General features: G+C 74.8%; 15 protein-coding genes and 1 pseudogene. 9 read left to right on the forward strand and 7 right to left on the reverse strand.

Annotated elements, in window-relative coordinates:
* Positions 1-298: 298 nt before the first annotated feature.
* Both GCE86_RS06210 and GCE86_RS06215 read left to right on the forward strand, forming a co-directional pair.
* Positions 299-1,270: a pirin family protein gene (locus GCE86_RS06210; protein WP_154226039.1), complete on the forward strand. Its 972-nt coding sequence runs from the start codon at positions 299-301 to the stop codon at positions 1,268-1,270.
* A 32-nt stretch (positions 1,271-1,302) separates the two neighbouring features.
* The gene (locus tag GCE86_RS06215) at positions 1,303-1,971 is read left to right on the forward strand and encodes a hypothetical protein (RefSeq protein WP_154226040.1); all 669 of its coding nucleotides are present in this window, start codon (positions 1,303-1,305) and stop codon (positions 1,969-1,971) included.
* A 216-nt stretch (positions 1,972-2,187) separates the two neighbouring features.
* Here the strand turns inward: GCE86_RS06215 and GCE86_RS06220 are convergent, their stop codons facing one another.
* Both GCE86_RS06220 and GCE86_RS06225 read right to left on the reverse strand, forming a co-directional pair.
* Positions 2,188-2,850 (reverse strand): DUF1345 domain-containing protein, encoded by a 663-nt coding sequence (locus GCE86_RS06220; RefSeq protein ID WP_204342789.1) that lies wholly within the window; start codon positions 2,848-2,850, stop codon positions 2,188-2,190.
* Between the two features lie 9 nt (positions 2,851-2,859).
* A complete protein-coding gene (locus tag GCE86_RS06225; RefSeq protein ID WP_154226041.1) occupies positions 2,860-3,129 on the reverse strand; it encodes a DUF2795 domain-containing protein in 270 nt (89 codons plus the stop codon).
* Positions 3,130-3,287: 158 nt separating this feature from the next.
* Between GCE86_RS06225 and GCE86_RS06230 the strand changes: the two genes are divergently transcribed.
* Complete coding sequence (locus tag GCE86_RS06230; RefSeq protein WP_154226042.1) at positions 3,288-3,692, forward strand: DUF2267 domain-containing protein; 405 nt, start codon at positions 3,288-3,290, stop codon at positions 3,690-3,692.
* 19 nt (positions 3,693-3,711) lie between these two features.
* Here the strand turns inward: GCE86_RS06230 and GCE86_RS06235 are convergent, their stop codons facing one another.
* Positions 3,712-4,857: a CaiB/BaiF CoA transferase family protein gene (locus GCE86_RS06235; RefSeq protein WP_154226043.1), complete on the reverse strand. Its 1,146-nt coding sequence runs from the start codon at positions 4,855-4,857 to the stop codon at positions 3,712-3,714.
* Between the two features lie 250 nt (positions 4,858-5,107).
* Between GCE86_RS06235 and GCE86_RS06240 the strand changes: the two genes are divergently transcribed.
* The 4 genes from GCE86_RS06240 to GCE86_RS31940 all read left to right on the forward strand — a co-directional run bounded on the left by GCE86_RS06240 (position 5,108) and on the right by GCE86_RS31940 (position 7,885).
* On the forward strand, positions 5,108-6,127 hold the full coding sequence (locus GCE86_RS06240) for a TerC family protein (RefSeq protein WP_154226044.1): 1,020 nt from the start codon (positions 5,108-5,110) through the stop codon (positions 6,125-6,127).
* Between the two features lie 84 nt (positions 6,128-6,211).
* A complete protein-coding gene (locus GCE86_RS06245; protein ID WP_154226045.1) occupies positions 6,212-6,811 on the forward strand; it encodes a sulfite oxidase-like oxidoreductase in 600 nt (199 codons plus the stop codon).
* A 1-nt stretch (position 6,812) separates the two neighbouring features.
* The gene (locus GCE86_RS06250; RefSeq protein WP_154226046.1) at positions 6,813-7,574 is read left to right on the forward strand and encodes a ferredoxin reductase; all 762 of its coding nucleotides are present in this window, start codon (positions 6,813-6,815) and stop codon (positions 7,572-7,574) included.
* A 17-nt stretch (positions 7,575-7,591) separates the two neighbouring features.
* Positions 7,592-7,885 (forward strand): DUF6510 family protein, encoded by a 294-nt coding sequence (locus GCE86_RS31940; RefSeq protein WP_167537091.1) that lies wholly within the window; start codon positions 7,592-7,594, stop codon positions 7,883-7,885.
* A 57-nt stretch (positions 7,886-7,942) separates the two neighbouring features.
* Here the strand turns inward: GCE86_RS31940 and GCE86_RS06255 are convergent.
* The 3 genes and pseudogenes from GCE86_RS06255 to GCE86_RS06265 form a co-directional block, all read right to left on the reverse strand.
* Positions 7,943-9,463 (reverse strand): annotated as a pseudogene (locus GCE86_RS06255) (glycosyltransferase); the annotation flags it as partial.
* Positions 9,445-11,016: a glycosyltransferase family 4 protein gene (locus GCE86_RS06260; RefSeq protein ID WP_154230360.1), complete on the reverse strand. Its 1,572-nt coding sequence runs from the start codon at positions 11,014-11,016 to the stop codon at positions 9,445-9,447. The gene GCE86_RS06260 and the pseudogene GCE86_RS06255, both read right to left, overlap by 19 nt.
* A 208-nt stretch (positions 11,017-11,224) precedes the next feature.
* A complete protein-coding gene (locus GCE86_RS06265; protein ID WP_154226047.1) occupies positions 11,225-12,451 on the reverse strand; it encodes an MFS transporter in 1,227 nt (408 codons plus the stop codon).
* Positions 12,452-12,815: 364 nt separating this feature from the next.
* Between GCE86_RS06265 and GCE86_RS06270 the strand changes: the two genes are divergently transcribed.
* Positions 12,816-13,349: a GNAT family N-acetyltransferase gene (locus GCE86_RS06270; RefSeq protein ID WP_244317207.1), complete on the forward strand. Its 534-nt coding sequence runs from the start codon at positions 12,816-12,818 to the stop codon at positions 13,347-13,349.
* Between the two features lie 51 nt (positions 13,350-13,400).
* Here GCE86_RS06270 and GCE86_RS06275 read toward each other — a convergent pair whose 3' ends face one another.
* Positions 13,401-13,559, reverse strand: coding sequence for a hypothetical protein (locus GCE86_RS06275; protein ID WP_154226049.1), 159 nt, complete (start codon positions 13,557-13,559; stop codon positions 13,401-13,403).
* A gap of 171 nt (positions 13,560-13,730) precedes the next feature.
* Here GCE86_RS06275 and GCE86_RS06280 point away from each other — a divergent pair, with 171 nt between their 5' ends.
* Positions 13,731-15,878, forward strand: coding sequence for an amylo-alpha-1,6-glucosidase (locus GCE86_RS06280; protein WP_154226050.1), 2,148 nt, complete (start codon positions 13,731-13,733; stop codon positions 15,876-15,878).
* Positions 15,879-15,917: the final 39 nt, after the last annotated feature.

Below are 15,917 nucleotides of genomic sequence, written 5' to 3' on the forward strand. Positions count from 1 at the left end.
CTGGCCGGCACCCCGAACACCGGGGTGCCGGCCAGCGGCGTACCCAGGGAAGGCCGCGCGGACGGACGGCGAAGGCCCACGACGGGCTGGGGGCGAGGGTGACCGGCGCAGGGATCAAGCCTGACCGCCCGGAGCCGGTCACCCTCGCCCCCAGCCCCAACCGCGACCAACGATGGCCCGCAGCCCCCAGCCCCGACCATGCCGGAAGCGCAAACCCCGCAACCACGCCGGAAGCGCAAACCCTCCGAGCAGGCCGAACGCGGTGAGCGCCGCGGAGGCCCGGGCGTACAGTCGGGCCGTGGACCGTACCGAATCCCTGCCGGCGCAGACCCTCCCACCTGGCCTGGGCTCCACCGACCCCGGCAGCGTGCTGCTCCCCGGGCACGACGTGCCGTTGGGCCGCTACACCACGGTGCGCCGGCTGCTGCCGCAGCGGCAGCGGCGGCTCGTCGGCGCCTGGTGCTTCGTGGACCATTTCGGACCGGACGACGTGGCCGAGCGCCCCGGCATGGAGGTGCCGCCGCACCCGCACACCGGGCTGCAGACGGTCACCTGGCTGCTCGACGGGGAGATCCTGCACCGGGACAGCCTGGGCAACGTCCAGCCGATCCGTCCCGGCCAGCTCAACGTGATGACCTCGGGGCACGGCATCGCCCACTCGGAGCGCTCGCCCCTGGTGCACCCGCCGCTCATGCACGGCGTGCAGCTCTGGGTGGCGCTGCCGGACCCGGCCCGGGCCGGCGCGGCCGACTTCGCCCACCACGCCGAGCTGCCCCGCTGGAGCGACGGCGACCTGGACGTCACCCTGCTCGTCGGCGAGGTGGGCGGGGAGCGTTCCCCGGCCGTGGTGTACACGCCGCTGGTCGGCGCGCAGCTCGAGGTCCGGGGTCCGGCGCCGGCCACGCTGCCGCTGCGCCGCGACTTCGAGTACGGGCTACTCGCCATGTCCGGCTCCGCCGAGGTGGACGGGGTGGCCTTCGCCCCCGGTGCGCTGCTCTACCTGGGCGCCGGCCGGGACGCGCTGACCCTGCGGGCCGCGCCGGGCAGCCGGCTGCTGCTGCTCGGCGGCACCCCGTTCGAGGAGCCGCTGGTGATGTGGTGGAACTTCGTGGGCCGCTCGCACGAGGAGGTCGCGGCCGCCCGCGAGGACTGGATGGCGGGCCGGCGGTTCGGGACGGTCGCCGACGACGCTGCGCCTCCGCTGCCGGCCCCGGCGCTGCCGACCACCCGGCTCAAGGCGCGGGACCGGCACGGCACCACGCTCGGCTGAATGCCCCGCCCCGCCCCGGGTAGACGGCGGGCATGCCCACCACCAGTGCGATTTCCAGTGTCGAGGACAAGAAGCGGCTGGTCCGCCGGCTCGCCGGGGACGGGCGGGGGTTCGCCGAACGGTACGGGTTCCGGGTCACGAACAACCCGTCCCAGCTGTTCCAGGTGCTCTACCTGTCCGTTCTGCTCGCCCGCCGGGGCGACTTCCACAAGGCGGTCGACGCCGCGATTGGGTTGCGGGACGCGGGCTGGGACAGCGCGGCCCGGCTGGCCCGTTCCCTGCACGACGACCGGGTCCGCGTGCTGCGCGAGGCCGGGCAGCGCGGCGACGTGGCAGCGCTCGCCGCCACCCTCGGTGACCTGGCGCAGAAGGTGGTCGACGCGTACCGCGGCGACCTGCGCCGGCTCCGCAGCGAGGCGCACCAGGATCCGCCCCGGGAGCGGCGGCTACTGACCGCGTTGCCCGGGGTGGACGACGAGGTGGCCGACCTGTTCCTTCGCGAGGCGCAGGCGGTGTGGCGGGAGGTGGCGCCGGTGGCCGACCGGCGGGCGCTCGCGGCGGCGCGCCGGCTGGGGCTGGGCCGCTCCGCGGACGACCTGGCCGGGGTGGCCGGCAGCGGTGAGTCGGAGCGGCTGGCCTGGCTGGTCGGTGCGCTGGCCCGGGTGGACCTGGAGAAGCGGTACGCCGAGCTGTCGGCCTGACGTGCCGGGCGCCACAATCTCGCGATACTCACCCGTTCGGCTGATGCCCTGTCGTATGATGATCGTGGCAGCGATGCCCGCCCGGTTCGGGCGAACATCCACCGCCTGTCGGTCGCGACCCGGTTCGGGCGCGGACCGGCGGGGACAGGTGCTGCGTGGCGCCCCAGGTCGCGGTTCGTGACCCGGGGCGCCCGCCTGTCTCCGGGGCCTCCGCGCTCACTGGGCGAGGCTGGCGAGCAGGTTCACCGTGGCGGCGATGATGACCGCACCGAACAGGTACGACAGCAGCAGGTGCCGCAGCGCGGTGCGGCGCATCTCCGAGCTGCACAGGTCGGTGTCGGAGACCTGGAAGGTCGCGCCGACCGTGAAGCCCACGTACGCGAAGTCGGAGAAGCGCGGCGGCTCGTCCTGATGGAAGTTGATCCCGCCCGGTTCCCCGGAGTAGTAGAGCCGGGCGTACCGCGTGGTGTAGACGGTGTGCACCACGAACCAGGCGACCACGATGCTCAGCACGCCGAGGGCGCCGTAGAGGTCCCGGAGCAGTCCGGGCTCAAGGTTGTGCGTGGTGGTCAGCACCATGCCGACCGCGAGCAGGCTGGCCACGCAGGCGGCCAGCAGCAGGGCGTCCCGGGTGGCCCGGTTGGGGTCCTCCAGCTTCGCCAACCGTGCGGTCCGCTCGGCGTCCAGCCGGGACAGCCGTCCCCACTGCAGTGCCAGCCAGCTCAGCGCGGCCGCGTCCCACCCGACCAGCGGGGCGAGGGCCGGCCTGAGCATGACGACGGTGGCACCGGCGGCGACGCCGCCGACCAGCGCCATCACCACGAGCTGGAGCGCCGCCGGCACGTGTCCGTGGACCCGGCCGGCCGTCCAACGCGGCACCGAGCGGGGTCAGATGCCGCGGAGGTGCTGCGAGACCCGCAGGTGCCGGTCCCGGGCCTGCGCGGCGCGCTGCGACGGGCCCACCTCGGGGGCGGCGTCGATACCGGCCGAGCGGGCCACCTCGGTGCCGTTGGCGTAGTCCACCGGCGGCAGCGCCCGCAGCGCCTTCAAGACCTCCGGCGGCGCGCCCTCCCGTTCGGCCTCCTGGATGACGTCGTCCTTGCCGGCCGGATAGTCCAGCGCGGACAGGTACTCGAGGACGTCCGTGTAACTCGCCATGGGTGGGGCTCCTCGCGCCTGTAGTTGCGGTCACGACCGGCGGCGGTTACCCGCCGGGCCGCGGGTCACGCCCCGGCGCCGGTGGAAAACCGCCACCGTTTCGCGGCCGCCGTGGCGGGTAGCCGCGCGATGCTGGAGCACCGAAGGGGGTACCACCCATGCACTACCTCACCTTCGTCGGCCGGGTGGCGCGGCGTACCGGGACGTCGCAGGAGTTGGCGGCGGAGCTGACGCGGGCCACGCTGGCGACCCTCACCGACCGCTTGACCGGCGGCGAGGTGCTGGATCTCGCCGCGCAGATGCCGAAGCCCCTTCAGGGGTTGCTGAAGCCGGATCCCCGGGCCGAGGCGGCGGACCGCTTCGGGGCGGCCGAGTTCGTCTCCCGGGTGTCCGTGCGGGCCGGCGTCGACGAGGCGACCGCCCGCAACGGGGTGCGGGCCGTCTTCTGCACCCTGCGCGAGGCGATCACCAGTGGGGAGTTCCAGGACGTGGTGGTCCAGCTGCCCCGCGACTTCCGGGACATGGTGGAGCCCGCCCTGGCGCCCGGCGCGACCCGCCGCTGACCCGCCGCGCCCGGTCCCGTCAGGCCACCGTGCCCGCGGCGCGCAGGGCCGCGATCCGTCCCGCGTCGAGACCGGCCTCGGCCAGCAGCTCGTCGGTGTGCTCGCCGGGGCGCGGCGGCGGCCGGCGGACCGACGTGGGGGTCGCCGAGAAGCGCGGCGCGGGGGCCGGCTGGACGACCCCGTCGGGCGCGACGAACACGTCCCGGGCGGCCAGGTGCGGGTGCTCCGGGGCCTCGGCCCAGTCGAGCACGGGCGCCACGCAGGCGTCCGAGCCGGCCAGCAGCGCGGCCCACTCGTCCCGGGTGCGGGTGCGGAACAGCCGGGCCCAGGCGGCCCGCAGCGCCGGCCAGTTCGCCGGGTCGTGCCGGTCGGGGGCCTCGTCCCCGTCGAGCGGGAAGCCGGTGAGCCGGACCAGCTCGTCGTAGAACCGCGGCTCCAGCGCGCCCACCGCGAGGTGCCGCCCGTCGGCGCACTCGTACGTGTCGTAGAAGGGCGCACCGCCGTCGAGCAGGTTCACCCCGCGCGGGTCCTGCCACATGCCGGCCCGGCGCAGCGCGTGGATCTGGGTGGCCAGCACCGACACGCCGTCCACGATGGCCGCGTCGACCACCTGGCCGGGGGCGCCGGCGCGGACCGCGTACAGCGCCGCGACGACCCCCAGGGCCAGCATCATCCCGCCGCCGCCGAAGTCGCCGAGGAGGTTCATGGGCGGCACCGGGCGCTCGCCGGCCCGGCCGACGCCGTGCAGCGCGCCGGTCAGCGCCAGGTAGTCGATGTCGTGGCCGGCGGTGTGGGCGAGCGGGCCGTCCTGCCCCCAGCCGGTCATCCGCCCGTACACCAGTTTGGGGTTGACGGTGTGGCAGTCGGCCGGGCCGAGGCCGAGCCGCTCGGTGACGCCGGGCCGGAAGCCCTCGACGAGCGCGTCCGCCCCGGCGGCCAAGGCCAGCACCACCTCGCGCCCCTCCGGGGTCTTGAGGTCGACGGCGAGCGACCGGCGGTTGCGGTTGAGCAGGTCGCCCGGGATGTCGCCGAAGCCCCCGCCGCCGGTCCGGTCCACCCGCACCACGTCCGCGCCGAGGTCGGCGAGCATCATGGCGGCGAACGGCCCAGGCCCGATGCCGGCCAGCTCGATCACCCGTACGCCGGTCAGCGGCCCGTTGTCCATCGCGTCACCATAGGGCCCCGGCTGCCCGGGCACCACGCCCGACCGCCCCGCACAGCGGTTGACCAGGGCAATCATCCGCGTCGAAACTTGGCGTGCGGGTTGAGGTTGCCCTAACCTTGGAGCCGCGAGGGGAGTACTTCCCACGAACCATTCCGGTCAGTACGGCGGGCCCCGGGCGCGCCTCGGGTGGTTGCCCACCATGGGTGGGTGAAGGAGACCTCGGACATGGCACCGTGTTCGAGGAGGCTCCATGACCGAGTTGTCGTACCTGTCCGCTGCCGAGCTGTCGTCGGTCGGCACCCCCACCCTCTGGGCGGTGACCATCGCCGGCGTGCTGGCGCTGCTGGTGCTCGACTTCCTGGTCACCCGGAAGCCGCACGAGGTCTCCCTGAAGGAGGCGCTGGGCTGGTCGGCCTTCTACGTCGCCCTGCCGCTGGCCTTCGGCGCCTGGGTGTGGGGCCGCTACGGCTCCGAGCAGGGCGTCCAGTACCTCACCGGCTACCTGGTGGAGAAGTCGCTCTCGGTCGACAACCTCTTCGTCTTCATGCTGCTGCTGGCCGCGTTCGCGGTGCCCGCCGTGCTGGCCCAGCGGGTGCTGCTCTACGGCATCGCCGGCGCGCTCGTGCTGCGGGCCGTCTTCATCGCCCTGGGCGCCGCCGCGCTCCAGACCCTCGACTTCGCGTTCCTGCTCTTCGCGCTCATCCTGATCGCCACCGCGGTCAAGCTGTTGCGCGACGCCCTCTCCGGGCACCAGCAGGAGGTCGACATCGACAAGATGCGGTCGGTCCGGCTGCTGCGCAAGGTCATGCCGGTGGTCGACGAGTACCACGGCCCGAAGATGACCGTCCGGAGCGCCGGCCGGCGTGCGCTCACCCCGTTCGCCCTCGTGGTGGTCGCCGTGCTGGCCACCGACGTGGTCTTCGCCGTCGACTCGGTGCCCGCCGTCTACGGCATCACCGAGGACCCGTACCTGGTCTTCGCCACCAACGCCTTCGCCCTGCTCGGCCTGCGGGCGCTCTACTTCGTCCTGCACGCCGCCCTGAGCCGCCTCGTGCACCTCAGCTACGGCCTGGCCGCCATCCTCGCCTTCATCGGCCTCAAGCTGGGCCTGCACTGGGCGCACGGCATCTGGCCCGGCGTGCCGCAGATCCCCACCCTCGCCTCGCTGGGCGTGATCATCGGCGTCCTGGTGATCGTCACGCTGACCAGCCTGCGCGCCACCCGCGACCGGGCCGGCGGGGAGCGGGCGGTGGCCGCCGAGCGGCGCTGACCCGGCCGCCGCGCCGGTCACCCGGCGCGGCGGCTCCCGGCCGAACCCCTCGCCCCGGCCCACGCCAGGTGGTACGACTGACGCGTGGGAATCGTCTCGCCGGGCTTTCAGGGCCGGCCCCGTACGGCCGAACCGGCCCTGCCACCGGGGCAGTACCTCACGCAGGACTTCCCGGTGCTGTCCGCCGGGCCGACGCCCCGGGTGCCGCTGGACACCTGGGAGTTCGTGCTCACCACCGAGACCGGCGCCGAGTACCGCTGGTCCTGGGACGAGCTCATGGGCCTGCCGCAGGAGACGCCGCACGTCGACATCCACTGCGTCACCCACTGGTCGAAGCTGGGCACCGACTGGCAGGGGGTCTCGCTGGACACCCTGCTCGACGGCGTCGACACGGCCGCCCGGTACGCCCTGGCCCACTCCTACGGCGGCTACACGACCAACCTGCCGCTGGACGACCTGCGCGGCGGCCGGGCCTGGGTGGCGCACACCTACGACGGCGGCCCGCTCCCCGCCGAGCACGGCGGGCCGGCCCGGCTGCTCGTCCCGCACCTCTACTTCTGGAAGTCCGCCAAGTGGGTCCGGGGCATCCGCCTGCTCACCGACGACCAGCCGGGCTTCTGGGAGACGGCCGGCTACCACGACTACGGCGACCCGTGGCGCGAGCAGCGCTACCAGGGCGACTGACGTGGCCGTCCCGACGACCGGCGACCGGGTGGCCGCCCCGCTGACCTGGCGGGTGGCCCGCCTCGTGGAGCGGCGGGTCGAGACGCCGACCGCGCAGACCCTGATGCTGGAGGTGCCCGGCTGGCCCGGCCACCGGCCCGGGCAGCACGTCGACATCCGGCTCACCGCCGCCGACGGCTACCAGGCGGCCCGCTCCTACTCCCTGGCCGCGCCGGCCGAGGGGGAGCGGATCGCGGTGACCGTGCAGCGGGTGCCCGACGGGGAGGTGTCGCCGTACCTCACCGACACCTACGCCGAGGGCGACCCCGTGGAGGTGCGCGGGCCGATCGGCGGCTGGTTCGTCTGGCGTGCCGACGAGACCGCGCCGGTGCTGCTGGTGGGCGGCGGCTCCGGGGTGGTGCCACTCATGGCGATGGTCCGGGCCCGGCGGGAGGCCGGCAACCGGGCGCCGTTCCGCCTCATCTACTCGGTGCGCACCCCCGACGACGTCTTCTACGCCGAGGAACTGCGCCGCCGTACCCGGGACGACCAGGGCCTCGACGTGGCGTACGTCTACACCCGGGCCGCGCCGGAGGGCTGGCGGGGGGAGCCGCACCGGATCGGCCTGGCCGACGTGAACACCCACGGGTGGCCGCCCGACCTGGAGCCGCTCTGCTACGTCTGCGGCCCCACCGGGTTCGTGGAGGCGGTGGCGGACCTGCTGGTGGGCCTGGGCCACCCGACGCGGCGGGTGAAGACCGAACGGTTCGGCCCGACCGGCTGACCACCCGAGGAGGGCGCATGACCGACATGTCCTACGTGGACGGCAACATGCTCGACGGGCCGCTGCGCGAAGTCTTCGCCGTCGACCTCAGTTCCGCCATCGGGCGCTGCGACCACTGCGGCATGACCGGCCCGATGGCGGGGCTGCACGTCTACTCGCACGCTCCCGGGCTGATCGGACGCTGCCCGGCCTGCACCGAGGTGATGGTGCGCCTGGTCCGCGCGCCCGACCAGGCCTGGCTCGACCTGCGGGGCACCACCTTCCTGCAGATTCCCATGCCCCTGGACCAGCCCCACCCGCGCCCACTCTGACGTCGCCGGGACCGGCGCCGGCACCGGGCGGGCGACGGCCGGAGCGCTCCGCCGCCACCGCCGGCGCAGCCGGCCGACCAGTTGCCCGACGGTCACCGGCACCACCGACAGCACGAGCTGGCCGTTGCGCGGGTCGACCGTCGCGGCCACCCCGTAGAGGCGGGTGCCCCTGCGCAGCAGCCGGGGGCGACCGGCGGCGAGCCGGGGCGCGCGGACCGGGGCGCTGCCACGGCCGTGGTCACCGTCGACCTCGGCCCGCACGGGGTGGCGCTGGCCGCTGGCCGCGCTGGCGGCCAGGAGCCGGTCGACCGGGAAGTCGGTCCGCACCGTCCGGCCGGTCGGGTCCGTGGCGTCCAGCAGGGTGGTGCCGGCGACCGGCCCGGCGACCAGTCGCACGGGCCCCGCCTCCGCCGCGAAACGGGGGTACGGGCTGCGCGTGGTCACCGCGAGGGTGTGCGGGTCCGCCCAGCTGACCGTCACGGTGTCCACCCGGGCCAGCCAGTCGGCGCGTACCTCGGTGACGTCGGTCCACGCGGCCGGGGCGCCCGGGTAGCCGGCGTGCCAGCGGCCGGCGGCGACCACCGTGGCCGGGACGCCCCGTTCGGCGTCCTGGTCGATGACGGCCAGCAGCTCGTCGACCCCCCCGGCGGTCACCGCGCCGAGCCGCAGCCGCGCCTCGATGTCGAGCCGGTTCCGGAGCCCGTCGGTGACGTACCGCTCGACGAGGCGGCGCACCGCCGCGTGCACCCGCTCCTGCGCGGCCCGGTCCAGCCGTCGGAAGTCGTCGCCGACCAGGTTGGCCAGCTCCAGGCCGACGTGCCGGCGCAGCACCGCGTCGCGGCGCGGGCCGGCCGGGATCAGCCCGGCCACGAAGGCGAACAGCCGCTCCACGCTGACCAGGCGCTGGTCGACCCTGCTGTGGTAGGTGATGTTGCGGGCGTCCAGGCGGCGCACCGCGTGGTAGTAGTCGTAGTCGGCGAGTACCGAGATCCGCCGGGCGTGGTAGCAGGCGGCCAGGGTGAACGGCTGGTCGCTGAGCACCGGCATGTCCTCAGGGAAGCGCAGCCCGAGCCGGTCCACGAGGTCGCGGCGGAACAGCTTGGTGTTGGCCAGCGACCAGGGCAGCGCGGAGTCGAACAGGCTGATGTCGGGGGCGTTGCCGGCGGCGAAGACGTCGGAGAAGACGTGCCGGCCGTTGACCCCGACCACCTTGCCGAGCACGACGTCCGAGCCGTACCGGTCGGCGGCGGCGACGAGCCGTTCGAGGGCCTCCGGGCCGAGGTGGTCGTCGGAACCGAGGAAGAACACGTACCGGCCGGTGGCCACCTCCAGACCCCGGTTGCAGGGGGCGGCCGGGCCGCCGGAGTTGGCCTGGTGGAGCACCTTGACGGTGCCGGGGTGGCGGTCGGCGATCCCGTCCAGCAGCCGGCCGCTGCCGTCGGTGGAGCCGTCGTCCACCGCCACGATCTCCATGCGGTCGTGGCCGATCGTCTGCCGCAGCAGCGAGTCCAGGCAGCCCCGCAGGTAGGGCAGGGTGTTGTAGACCGGGATGACGACGCTCACGTCTGGGGTGGGCACCGGAGCGCTCCTCGGGGAGTCGGCGGGTCGGTCGTGTCTCCGTCGGGCGGGGGCGGGGCGTCGGGCAGCAGCCGGCGGTACGCCGCCTCCAGCACGTCGGCCTGGGCCGTCCAGGTCCAGCCGGCGAGCAGCCCCGGCCGGTCGTACGCGGCGCGGTGCGGGGCGGGGTCGTCCAGCACGGCGGTCACGGCCCGGACGAAGTCGTCGACGTCGCCGGCCCGGAACACCTCGCCCTGGCCGGTCTCCCGCACCGTGGCCGCCATGGTCCGCACGTCGCTGACCACCACGGGCAGCCGGGCGTGCGCGTACTCGAAGAACTTGGTGATCAGGGCGATCTCGTGGTTGGGCCAGTGGTGGATCGGGATGACCCCGACGTCGGCGCCGGACAGGAACGGCACCACCTGCCAGTGGGGTACGTACGGCAGCACGTGCAGGCGGTCGGCCGCGCCGAGCCGGGCGGCCCGCTCGGCCAGCCCCTCGACGTAGCGCAGCGCCGGGTTCACCACGAGCGCGAGGTGCACGCCCGGCAGCCGGGGCAGCGCCTCGACCAGGGTGTCCAGCCCGCGCTGCGGCGCGGCCGCGCCGCTGTAGACCAGCAGCGGCACGTCGGGACCGAGGCCGCACTCGGCCCGCAGGTCCGGCGGCGGCGCGTCGTCGGCCGGGCGGTGGTCGTCGGCGGGGGCGTTGAGCAGCACGGCGGGCGCCTCGGCGAGCCCGTGCTCGCGGCGCAGCAGCTCGGCCAGGTCGGCCGAGACGGTGAGCACGGCGTCGGCGTACGGCGCGTACTCCCGCTCGTGCGCCCGGTGGGCGGGCAGCCAGCGGGCGTGGTCCCGCCACGGTTTGATCCCGGGCAGGAACTCGTGGGCGTCCCAGACCAGCGCCACCCGGCGACCCTGGCCGGCCGCGCGGATCTTGGCGCGGGCGCCGACACCGAGCATCCGGAAGTCGTGCGCGTGGATCAGGTCCGGGCGCAGCCGGTCCACCTCGGGACCGTAGGCCAGCTCGTAGTCCCAGAGCCCCGGCTCCAGCCGCCGCCACGCCCGGTCACCCTGGACCAGCTGCCAGAACAGCGTGTACGCCCGGTCCCACGGGCCGCGGAAGCGGCGGCCGTACCGGACCCGGTTCATCATCTTCGTGCGCAGCCACACCCAGCGGTCGAGCAGCCCGGCGGCGACCTCCCGCCGGCGCAGCGCCCGCCGCGCCCGGCCGAGCCGGGCGCCGGCCAGCTCACCGGCGGCGGCGCGCCGCGCCACGAGGGCGGCCCGGACGGCCAGGTCGGCGCGCCAGGCCCGGACCCACTGGGCGCGGTGCTCGGCGATGCCGCCCGACCGGTACGCCAGCGGCCAGCGCAGCGAGCGGCGGAACTCGTGCCGGCGCCGGTGCAGCGGCTCGGGCATCGGCAGCAGCCGCACCTCGGCGGCCCCCAGCCGCCAGCTCCGTTCGGTGCCGTCCGGGGAACGGCCGAGCAGCGTCACGTCCCACCCGGCCTCGGCGGCGGACCGGGCGATCTTCTGCACCCGGGAGTCGCCCTCGACCTTGTTGTCGACGAGCATGACGATCCGGCCGCGGCGCGGCGGTCCCGCCTCGTCGTGTGCCACTGCTGGTCCTCCGCTGGTCGGCCGGCCTCTCCGGCGCGACACCACGCTGGTCCAGGCATCGGTCGCCGCGGCTACGCCGACGTGACGGCAAGGTGACCGAGAGGAGGCGGTTGGGGGCGCCGGTGGGGAGAACCGGACGGTCTCCCCACCGGCGCCCGGCGGGTCAGCCGCCGGTGTCGCCGAGCCGGCGCCAGGCCAGCACCGTGAGCACCGTGAGCGCCGCCGCGGCCAGCCAGAACGGCGCCAGGAGACTCCCGGTGGCCCGGGCCAGGATCCCGCCCGCGACCGTGCCCAGCGCCGCCCCGCCGAGATCGGCCAGGGCGTAGACACCGGTCACCCGGCCGCGCAGCCGGTCCGGCACGAGCCGCTGCCGCAGCGACACCACGAGCACGCCCCAGACCATGGCGTGCCCGCCCCACACCGCCAGCGCGGCACCGGCGACCACCGGCTGCCGCGTGCCGGCCAGCACGAGCTGGAGCCCGATCTCGATGAGCAGTCCGGCCCGCAGCAGCGCGGGCGTGCCGAACCGGGACCGCAGCCGGGTGGCCAGCGCGCTGCCGGCCAGCCCGCCGACGGCCGAGGCGGTCAGCAGGACGCCGTACCCGACCTCGGCGAGGCCGAGCCGCTGCCGGGCGTAGAGCACGAAGGCGGCGAACGCGGCGCAGAACGCCACGTTCATGACGGCGATGCAGCCGGCCAGGGTGCGCAGCACCGGCACGGCCCACAGCGCCCGTACGCCTTCCACGACCTCGGCGCGCAGCGACCGGCGCGGATCCGCCGGCGCCGGCGGTGTCGCGGGGGGCGCCGGCCGCCAGCGCAGCAGGGCCAGCAGCAGCGCGGCCAGCCCGAAGGTGGCCGCGTCGAACCCGAACGGCAGCGCCGCGGCCACCACGAAGAGGTACGCCCCGAACGGCTTGGCCACGAACTGGTTGCCGATCACGAAGGTGGCGGAGAGCCGGCTGTTGGCCTGCTCCAGGCGATCGGCGGGCACCACCGACGGCAGCAGCGCCCCGGCGGCCGTGTCGGCCAGGGTCTCGCCGACGCCGGTGAGGAAGAAGGCGAGGCAGACCAGCGGCACGGTGGCCACCCCGGCGAGCACGGCCCCGGCCAGCGCGGCCAGCACCAGCGCGCGGCCCACGTTGACGGCGACGATCAGCCGGCGGCGGTCGAGCCGGTCCACGAGCGCCCCGCTGACCGGGGCGAGGAGCAGCCACGGCAGTTGCGGGGCGAACGCCGCGGCGGCCACCGCCGCCGGATCGGGGGTGAGCGAGGCGACCAGCAGCGGCGCGGCCACCAGGGTGACGCCGTCGCCGAGATTGGCGACGGCCGAGGCCGTCCAGAGGCGGTGGAAGTCGGGGCCGAGCCGGCCCGCGGGAAGGGTGGCCGTCATGCCGGCCACCGGGCAGGGGTGCGTGGTCCGGGCGCGGCGGGGCGCCCGGACGGGTCGTCCGGAAACACGAGGAACTCCCTCGGAAGCGATGGTGGTGGCGTGCGGGGCACGCCGGGACGTCGGGATCCGCGCAGGGCGGATCACCGGATCGCTTCGCGGCGAGGGTGGCGGTGTCGGTCGGGCGGCGGCGCCGCGCCGGTCAGGACACCGCTTGGCCCGGCGGCGAAGCGGGAACCAGCACCGTGCCGAGTGGAGCAGTCCTCATGATCGGCCTCCCGTCCTCGGCTGCCACGCTAGGGCTTCTTCGCGCGCGGCGCGACCCCGGTTGGACAGCGGCCGGGCGGGTGGCCGAGAGTGGCTCACCGTGAGGTACCTGCGCAGCGACGGCCGTGTCGCGATCCGCCGTCCCCGCCCCACCGACGAGGCGGAGTTCGTGGCCGCCGCCCGGCGCAGCCGCGACCTGCACCATCCGTGGCTCTCCGCGCCGGACGACGCCGAGCGGTACGCGGCGTACCTGCGCAAGATCCGGGGGCGGGACGGCTCCGGGTACCTGCTCTGCGACCGGGCCACCGGCGCGATCGCCGGGTACGCGAACATCAGCGGCATCGTCCTGGGCGCGCTGCGCGGCGGTTACCTCGGCTACGCCGCCTTCCGGCCGTACGCCGGCACCGGGCACGCCTCGGCCGGGATCCGGCTGGTGATCGAGCACGCGTTCACGGTGCTCGGGCTGCACCGCTTGGAGGCGAACATCCAGCCGGGCAACGAGCCGTCGAAGCGGCTGGCCCAGCGCCTCGAGTTCCGGTTGGAGGGCTTCTCGCCGGACTACCTGTTCATCGACGGCGCCTGGCGGGACCACGAGCGCTGGGCGATCACCGCGCCCGGGCCGGAGCGGGGCTGACGGCGCGGCGGCGACCGCCGGAACGGCGGCCGCCACCGGCGTCGTCGGACCTCAGCGGCCGGGCCCCCGATCCTGCGGGCGCTGCCCGGTCAGGCGCTGCCGCTTCGCCTCCTTGTGCTCGACGCGCCGGCGCTGCCGGGGCGTGAGCTGCGGACGACCGCTCTGCTGCCGGTAGTGGGACTCCCGTCGCTCGGCTGGCAGGATGCTCATCGGTGGCTCCCCTCTGTCGGGATCGACTCTCGCGCTCCCACCACCCTCCGCCCCGACCGGGTGAGGCGACCCCACCCGGTCCGGGTCAGCCTGGTCAGGCATGGATCAGCCTGGCGATTCATCCGGAACGGGTGATGCCACCCTCGCCCGCACTCCTCCTACCGTCGGCGCATGGCTGTCGTGCGTCCGACTCCGGCCGACCCGACGCCGGGCGTGCTTGCCCCCGCCCGCGCGAGCGGGGACCAGCGATCCATCCCGCCCGAGCTGGGCGCCGAATCCATCGCCGTCCTGAACGGCCCCACCTTCATGTACTCGGAGCCGTCCGGCGACGTGCCGCCCGGCAGCATCGGTGGTCTCGTCCACCTCGACACGCGCCTGCTCAGCGGGTGGGTGCTCACGGTGAACGGCCAGCGCCTGCTCGTGCTCCGCTCGGAGATCCTCCAGCACTACTCGGCCCAGTTCGCGCTCGCCAGCCCCGAGTTGCCCGGCCTCCCAGCGAACGGCCTCGGGTTCCGCCGGCTGCGCTACGTCGGTAGCAGTTTCCGCGAGCGGATCGAGGTGGTGTCGTACCAGCCCGAACCGGTCCGCATCGAGCTGCGCCTGGCGGCGGCCGCCGACTTCGCCGACCTCTTCGAGGTCAAGTCCGGGGTCCGGGACCGCTCCGCACAGATCACCCGCCGGCACACGCCCGACCAGCTCTGCTTCACGTACGCGGCCGAGGACTTCTCCGCCGAAACCCGGATCTGCTCCTCCCGCCCGGCGGACCGCGTCGAGGGCGACGAACTGGTGTGGGAGCTGGAGCTGCACCATCGGCAGGAGTGGCAGGTCGACCTGGACGTTCCGCTGCCGCCGGGCCTCGGCGTGGTCGAGTCGGTCGGGGGAGACATCGCCGACGTGGTCCACGAGCGGGTGCCCGACCCGTTCCGGAACTGGATGGCCGGGCGAGCCGCGCTGTACAGCGACAACCAGGCGCTGGAGCGGACGATGTACCGGTCGGGCCAGGACATCGCCGCCCTCCGGCTCGAGCTGGAGGTCAAGGGACAGCGGATCACGCTGCCCAGTGCGGGACTGCCGTGGTTCCTGAGCGTCTTCGGCCGGGACACCCTGATCACCGCGTACCACACGCTGGTCGCCGGTCCGAGCCTGGCGCGGGGCACGTTGCTCGCCCTGGCCCGCCTGCAGGGCGACCGCTGCAACGACTTCACCGACGAGGAGCCGGGCAAGATCCTGCACGAGGTCCGCAGCGGGGAACTGACCCGGACCGGGCTGAAGCCCTACGGCCCGTACTACGGCACCGCCGACGCCACCCAGCTCTGGCTGATCCTCCTGTCCGAGTACTGGCGGTGGAGCCGGGACGACGACCTCGTGCGTAGCCTGCGGGACAACGCGATGGCCGCCCTCCACTGGATGGACCACTACGGGGACCGGGACGGCGACGGCTACGTCGAGTACGCCACCCGCTCGCCGGAGGGCCTCGGGAACCAGTGCTGGCGGGACTCGCCGAACGGCGTCGTCTTCCACGACGGCCGGATCCCGGTGCTGCCGATCGCCACCTCCGACATCCAGGGCTACGGCTACGACGCGAAGCTGCGGCTCGCCGAGCTCGCCGACGGCCCCCTGGACGACCCGGCCCTGGCCCGGCGGCTGCGCGCGGACGCCGGTCGGCTCTACGACCGGTTCAACCGCGATTTCTGGATCGAGGAGCGGGGTGGCTTCTACGCCGTCGGCCTGGACGGCGACAAGAACCGGATCGACTCGAAGACGTCGAACATGGGCCATCTGCTCTGGAGCGGCATCGTGCCACCGGAGCGGGCGGACCGGGTGGTACGGCAACTGATGGCGGAGGACTCCTTCTCCGGCTGGGGCATCCGCACCCTGTCGCGCGAGGACGCGTTGTTCAACTCGCTCGGCTACCACCACGGCACGGTGTGGCCGCACGACAACTCTCTCGCCGTCCTCGGGCTGGCCCGGTACGGGTACCGGGCGGAGGCGAACCGGATCGGCCTGGCACTGATCGAGGTGGCGGAGCAGTTCGGCTACCGGCTTCCCGAGGCGCTCAGCGGGTACCCGCGCGAGCGCCTGCTCTTCGCCGTGCCGTACCCGACCGCGTGCAGCCCGCAGGCCTGGGCGAGCGCCACTCCGCTGGCCCTGGCCCGGGCGATGCTCAACCTCAACCCGGTCGACGGCCGGCTGGTCCTCGACCCCGACATCCCGCCGGAGATCGGCCGGATCGCCGTCGACCGGTTACAGGCCTTCGGGCAGTCCTGGGACCTCGAGGCGGTGGGCCGCAAGGGGTACGTGCGGCTTTCCGCGGACTGAGGGCCACGTTTGTCGGGGTCCTCGACGGGAACGGCAGCA

The organism is Micromonospora terminaliae (assembly GCF_009671205.1).
GTDB lineage: Bacteria > Actinomycetota > Actinomycetes > Mycobacteriales > Micromonosporaceae > Micromonospora > Micromonospora terminaliae.

What these genes read in the sequence shown, in the direction of transcription:
- GCE86_RS06215 (WP_154226040.1), top strand. Translation starts at nt 1,303, where the DNA reads ATGCCCACCACCAGTGCGATTTCCAGTGTCGAGGACAAGAAGCGGCTG.
- GCE86_RS06225 (WP_154226041.1), bottom strand. Translation starts at nt 3,129, where the DNA reads ATGGCGAGTTACACGGACGTCCTCGAGTACCTGTCCGCGCTGGACTAT.
- GCE86_RS06230 (WP_154226042.1), top strand. Translation starts at nt 3,288, where the DNA reads ATGCACTACCTCACCTTCGTCGGCCGGGTGGCGCGGCGTACCGGGACG.
- GCE86_RS06235 (WP_154226043.1), bottom strand. Translation starts at nt 4,857, where the DNA reads ATGGACAACGGGCCGCTGACCGGCGTACGGGTGATCGAGCTGGCCGGC.
- GCE86_RS06240 (WP_154226044.1), top strand. Translation starts at nt 5,108, where the DNA reads ATGACCGAGTTGTCGTACCTGTCCGCTGCCGAGCTGTCGTCGGTCGGC.
- GCE86_RS31940 (WP_167537091.1), top strand. Translation starts at nt 7,592, where the DNA reads ATGACCGACATGTCCTACGTGGACGGCAACATGCTCGACGGGCCGCTG.
- GCE86_RS06260 (WP_154230360.1), bottom strand. Translation starts at nt 11,016, where the DNA reads ATGCTCGTCGACAACAAGGTCGAGGGCGACTCCCGGGTGCAGAAGATC.
- GCE86_RS06265 (WP_154226047.1), bottom strand. Translation starts at nt 12,451, where the DNA reads ATGACGGCCACCCTTCCCGCGGGCCGGCTCGGCCCCGACTTCCACCGC.
- GCE86_RS06275 (WP_154226049.1), bottom strand. Translation starts at nt 13,559, where the DNA reads ATGAGCATCCTGCCAGCCGAGCGACGGGAGTCCCACTACCGGCAGCAG.
- GCE86_RS06280 (WP_154226050.1), top strand. Translation starts at nt 13,731, where the DNA reads ATGGCTGTCGTGCGTCCGACTCCGGCCGACCCGACGCCGGGCGTGCTT.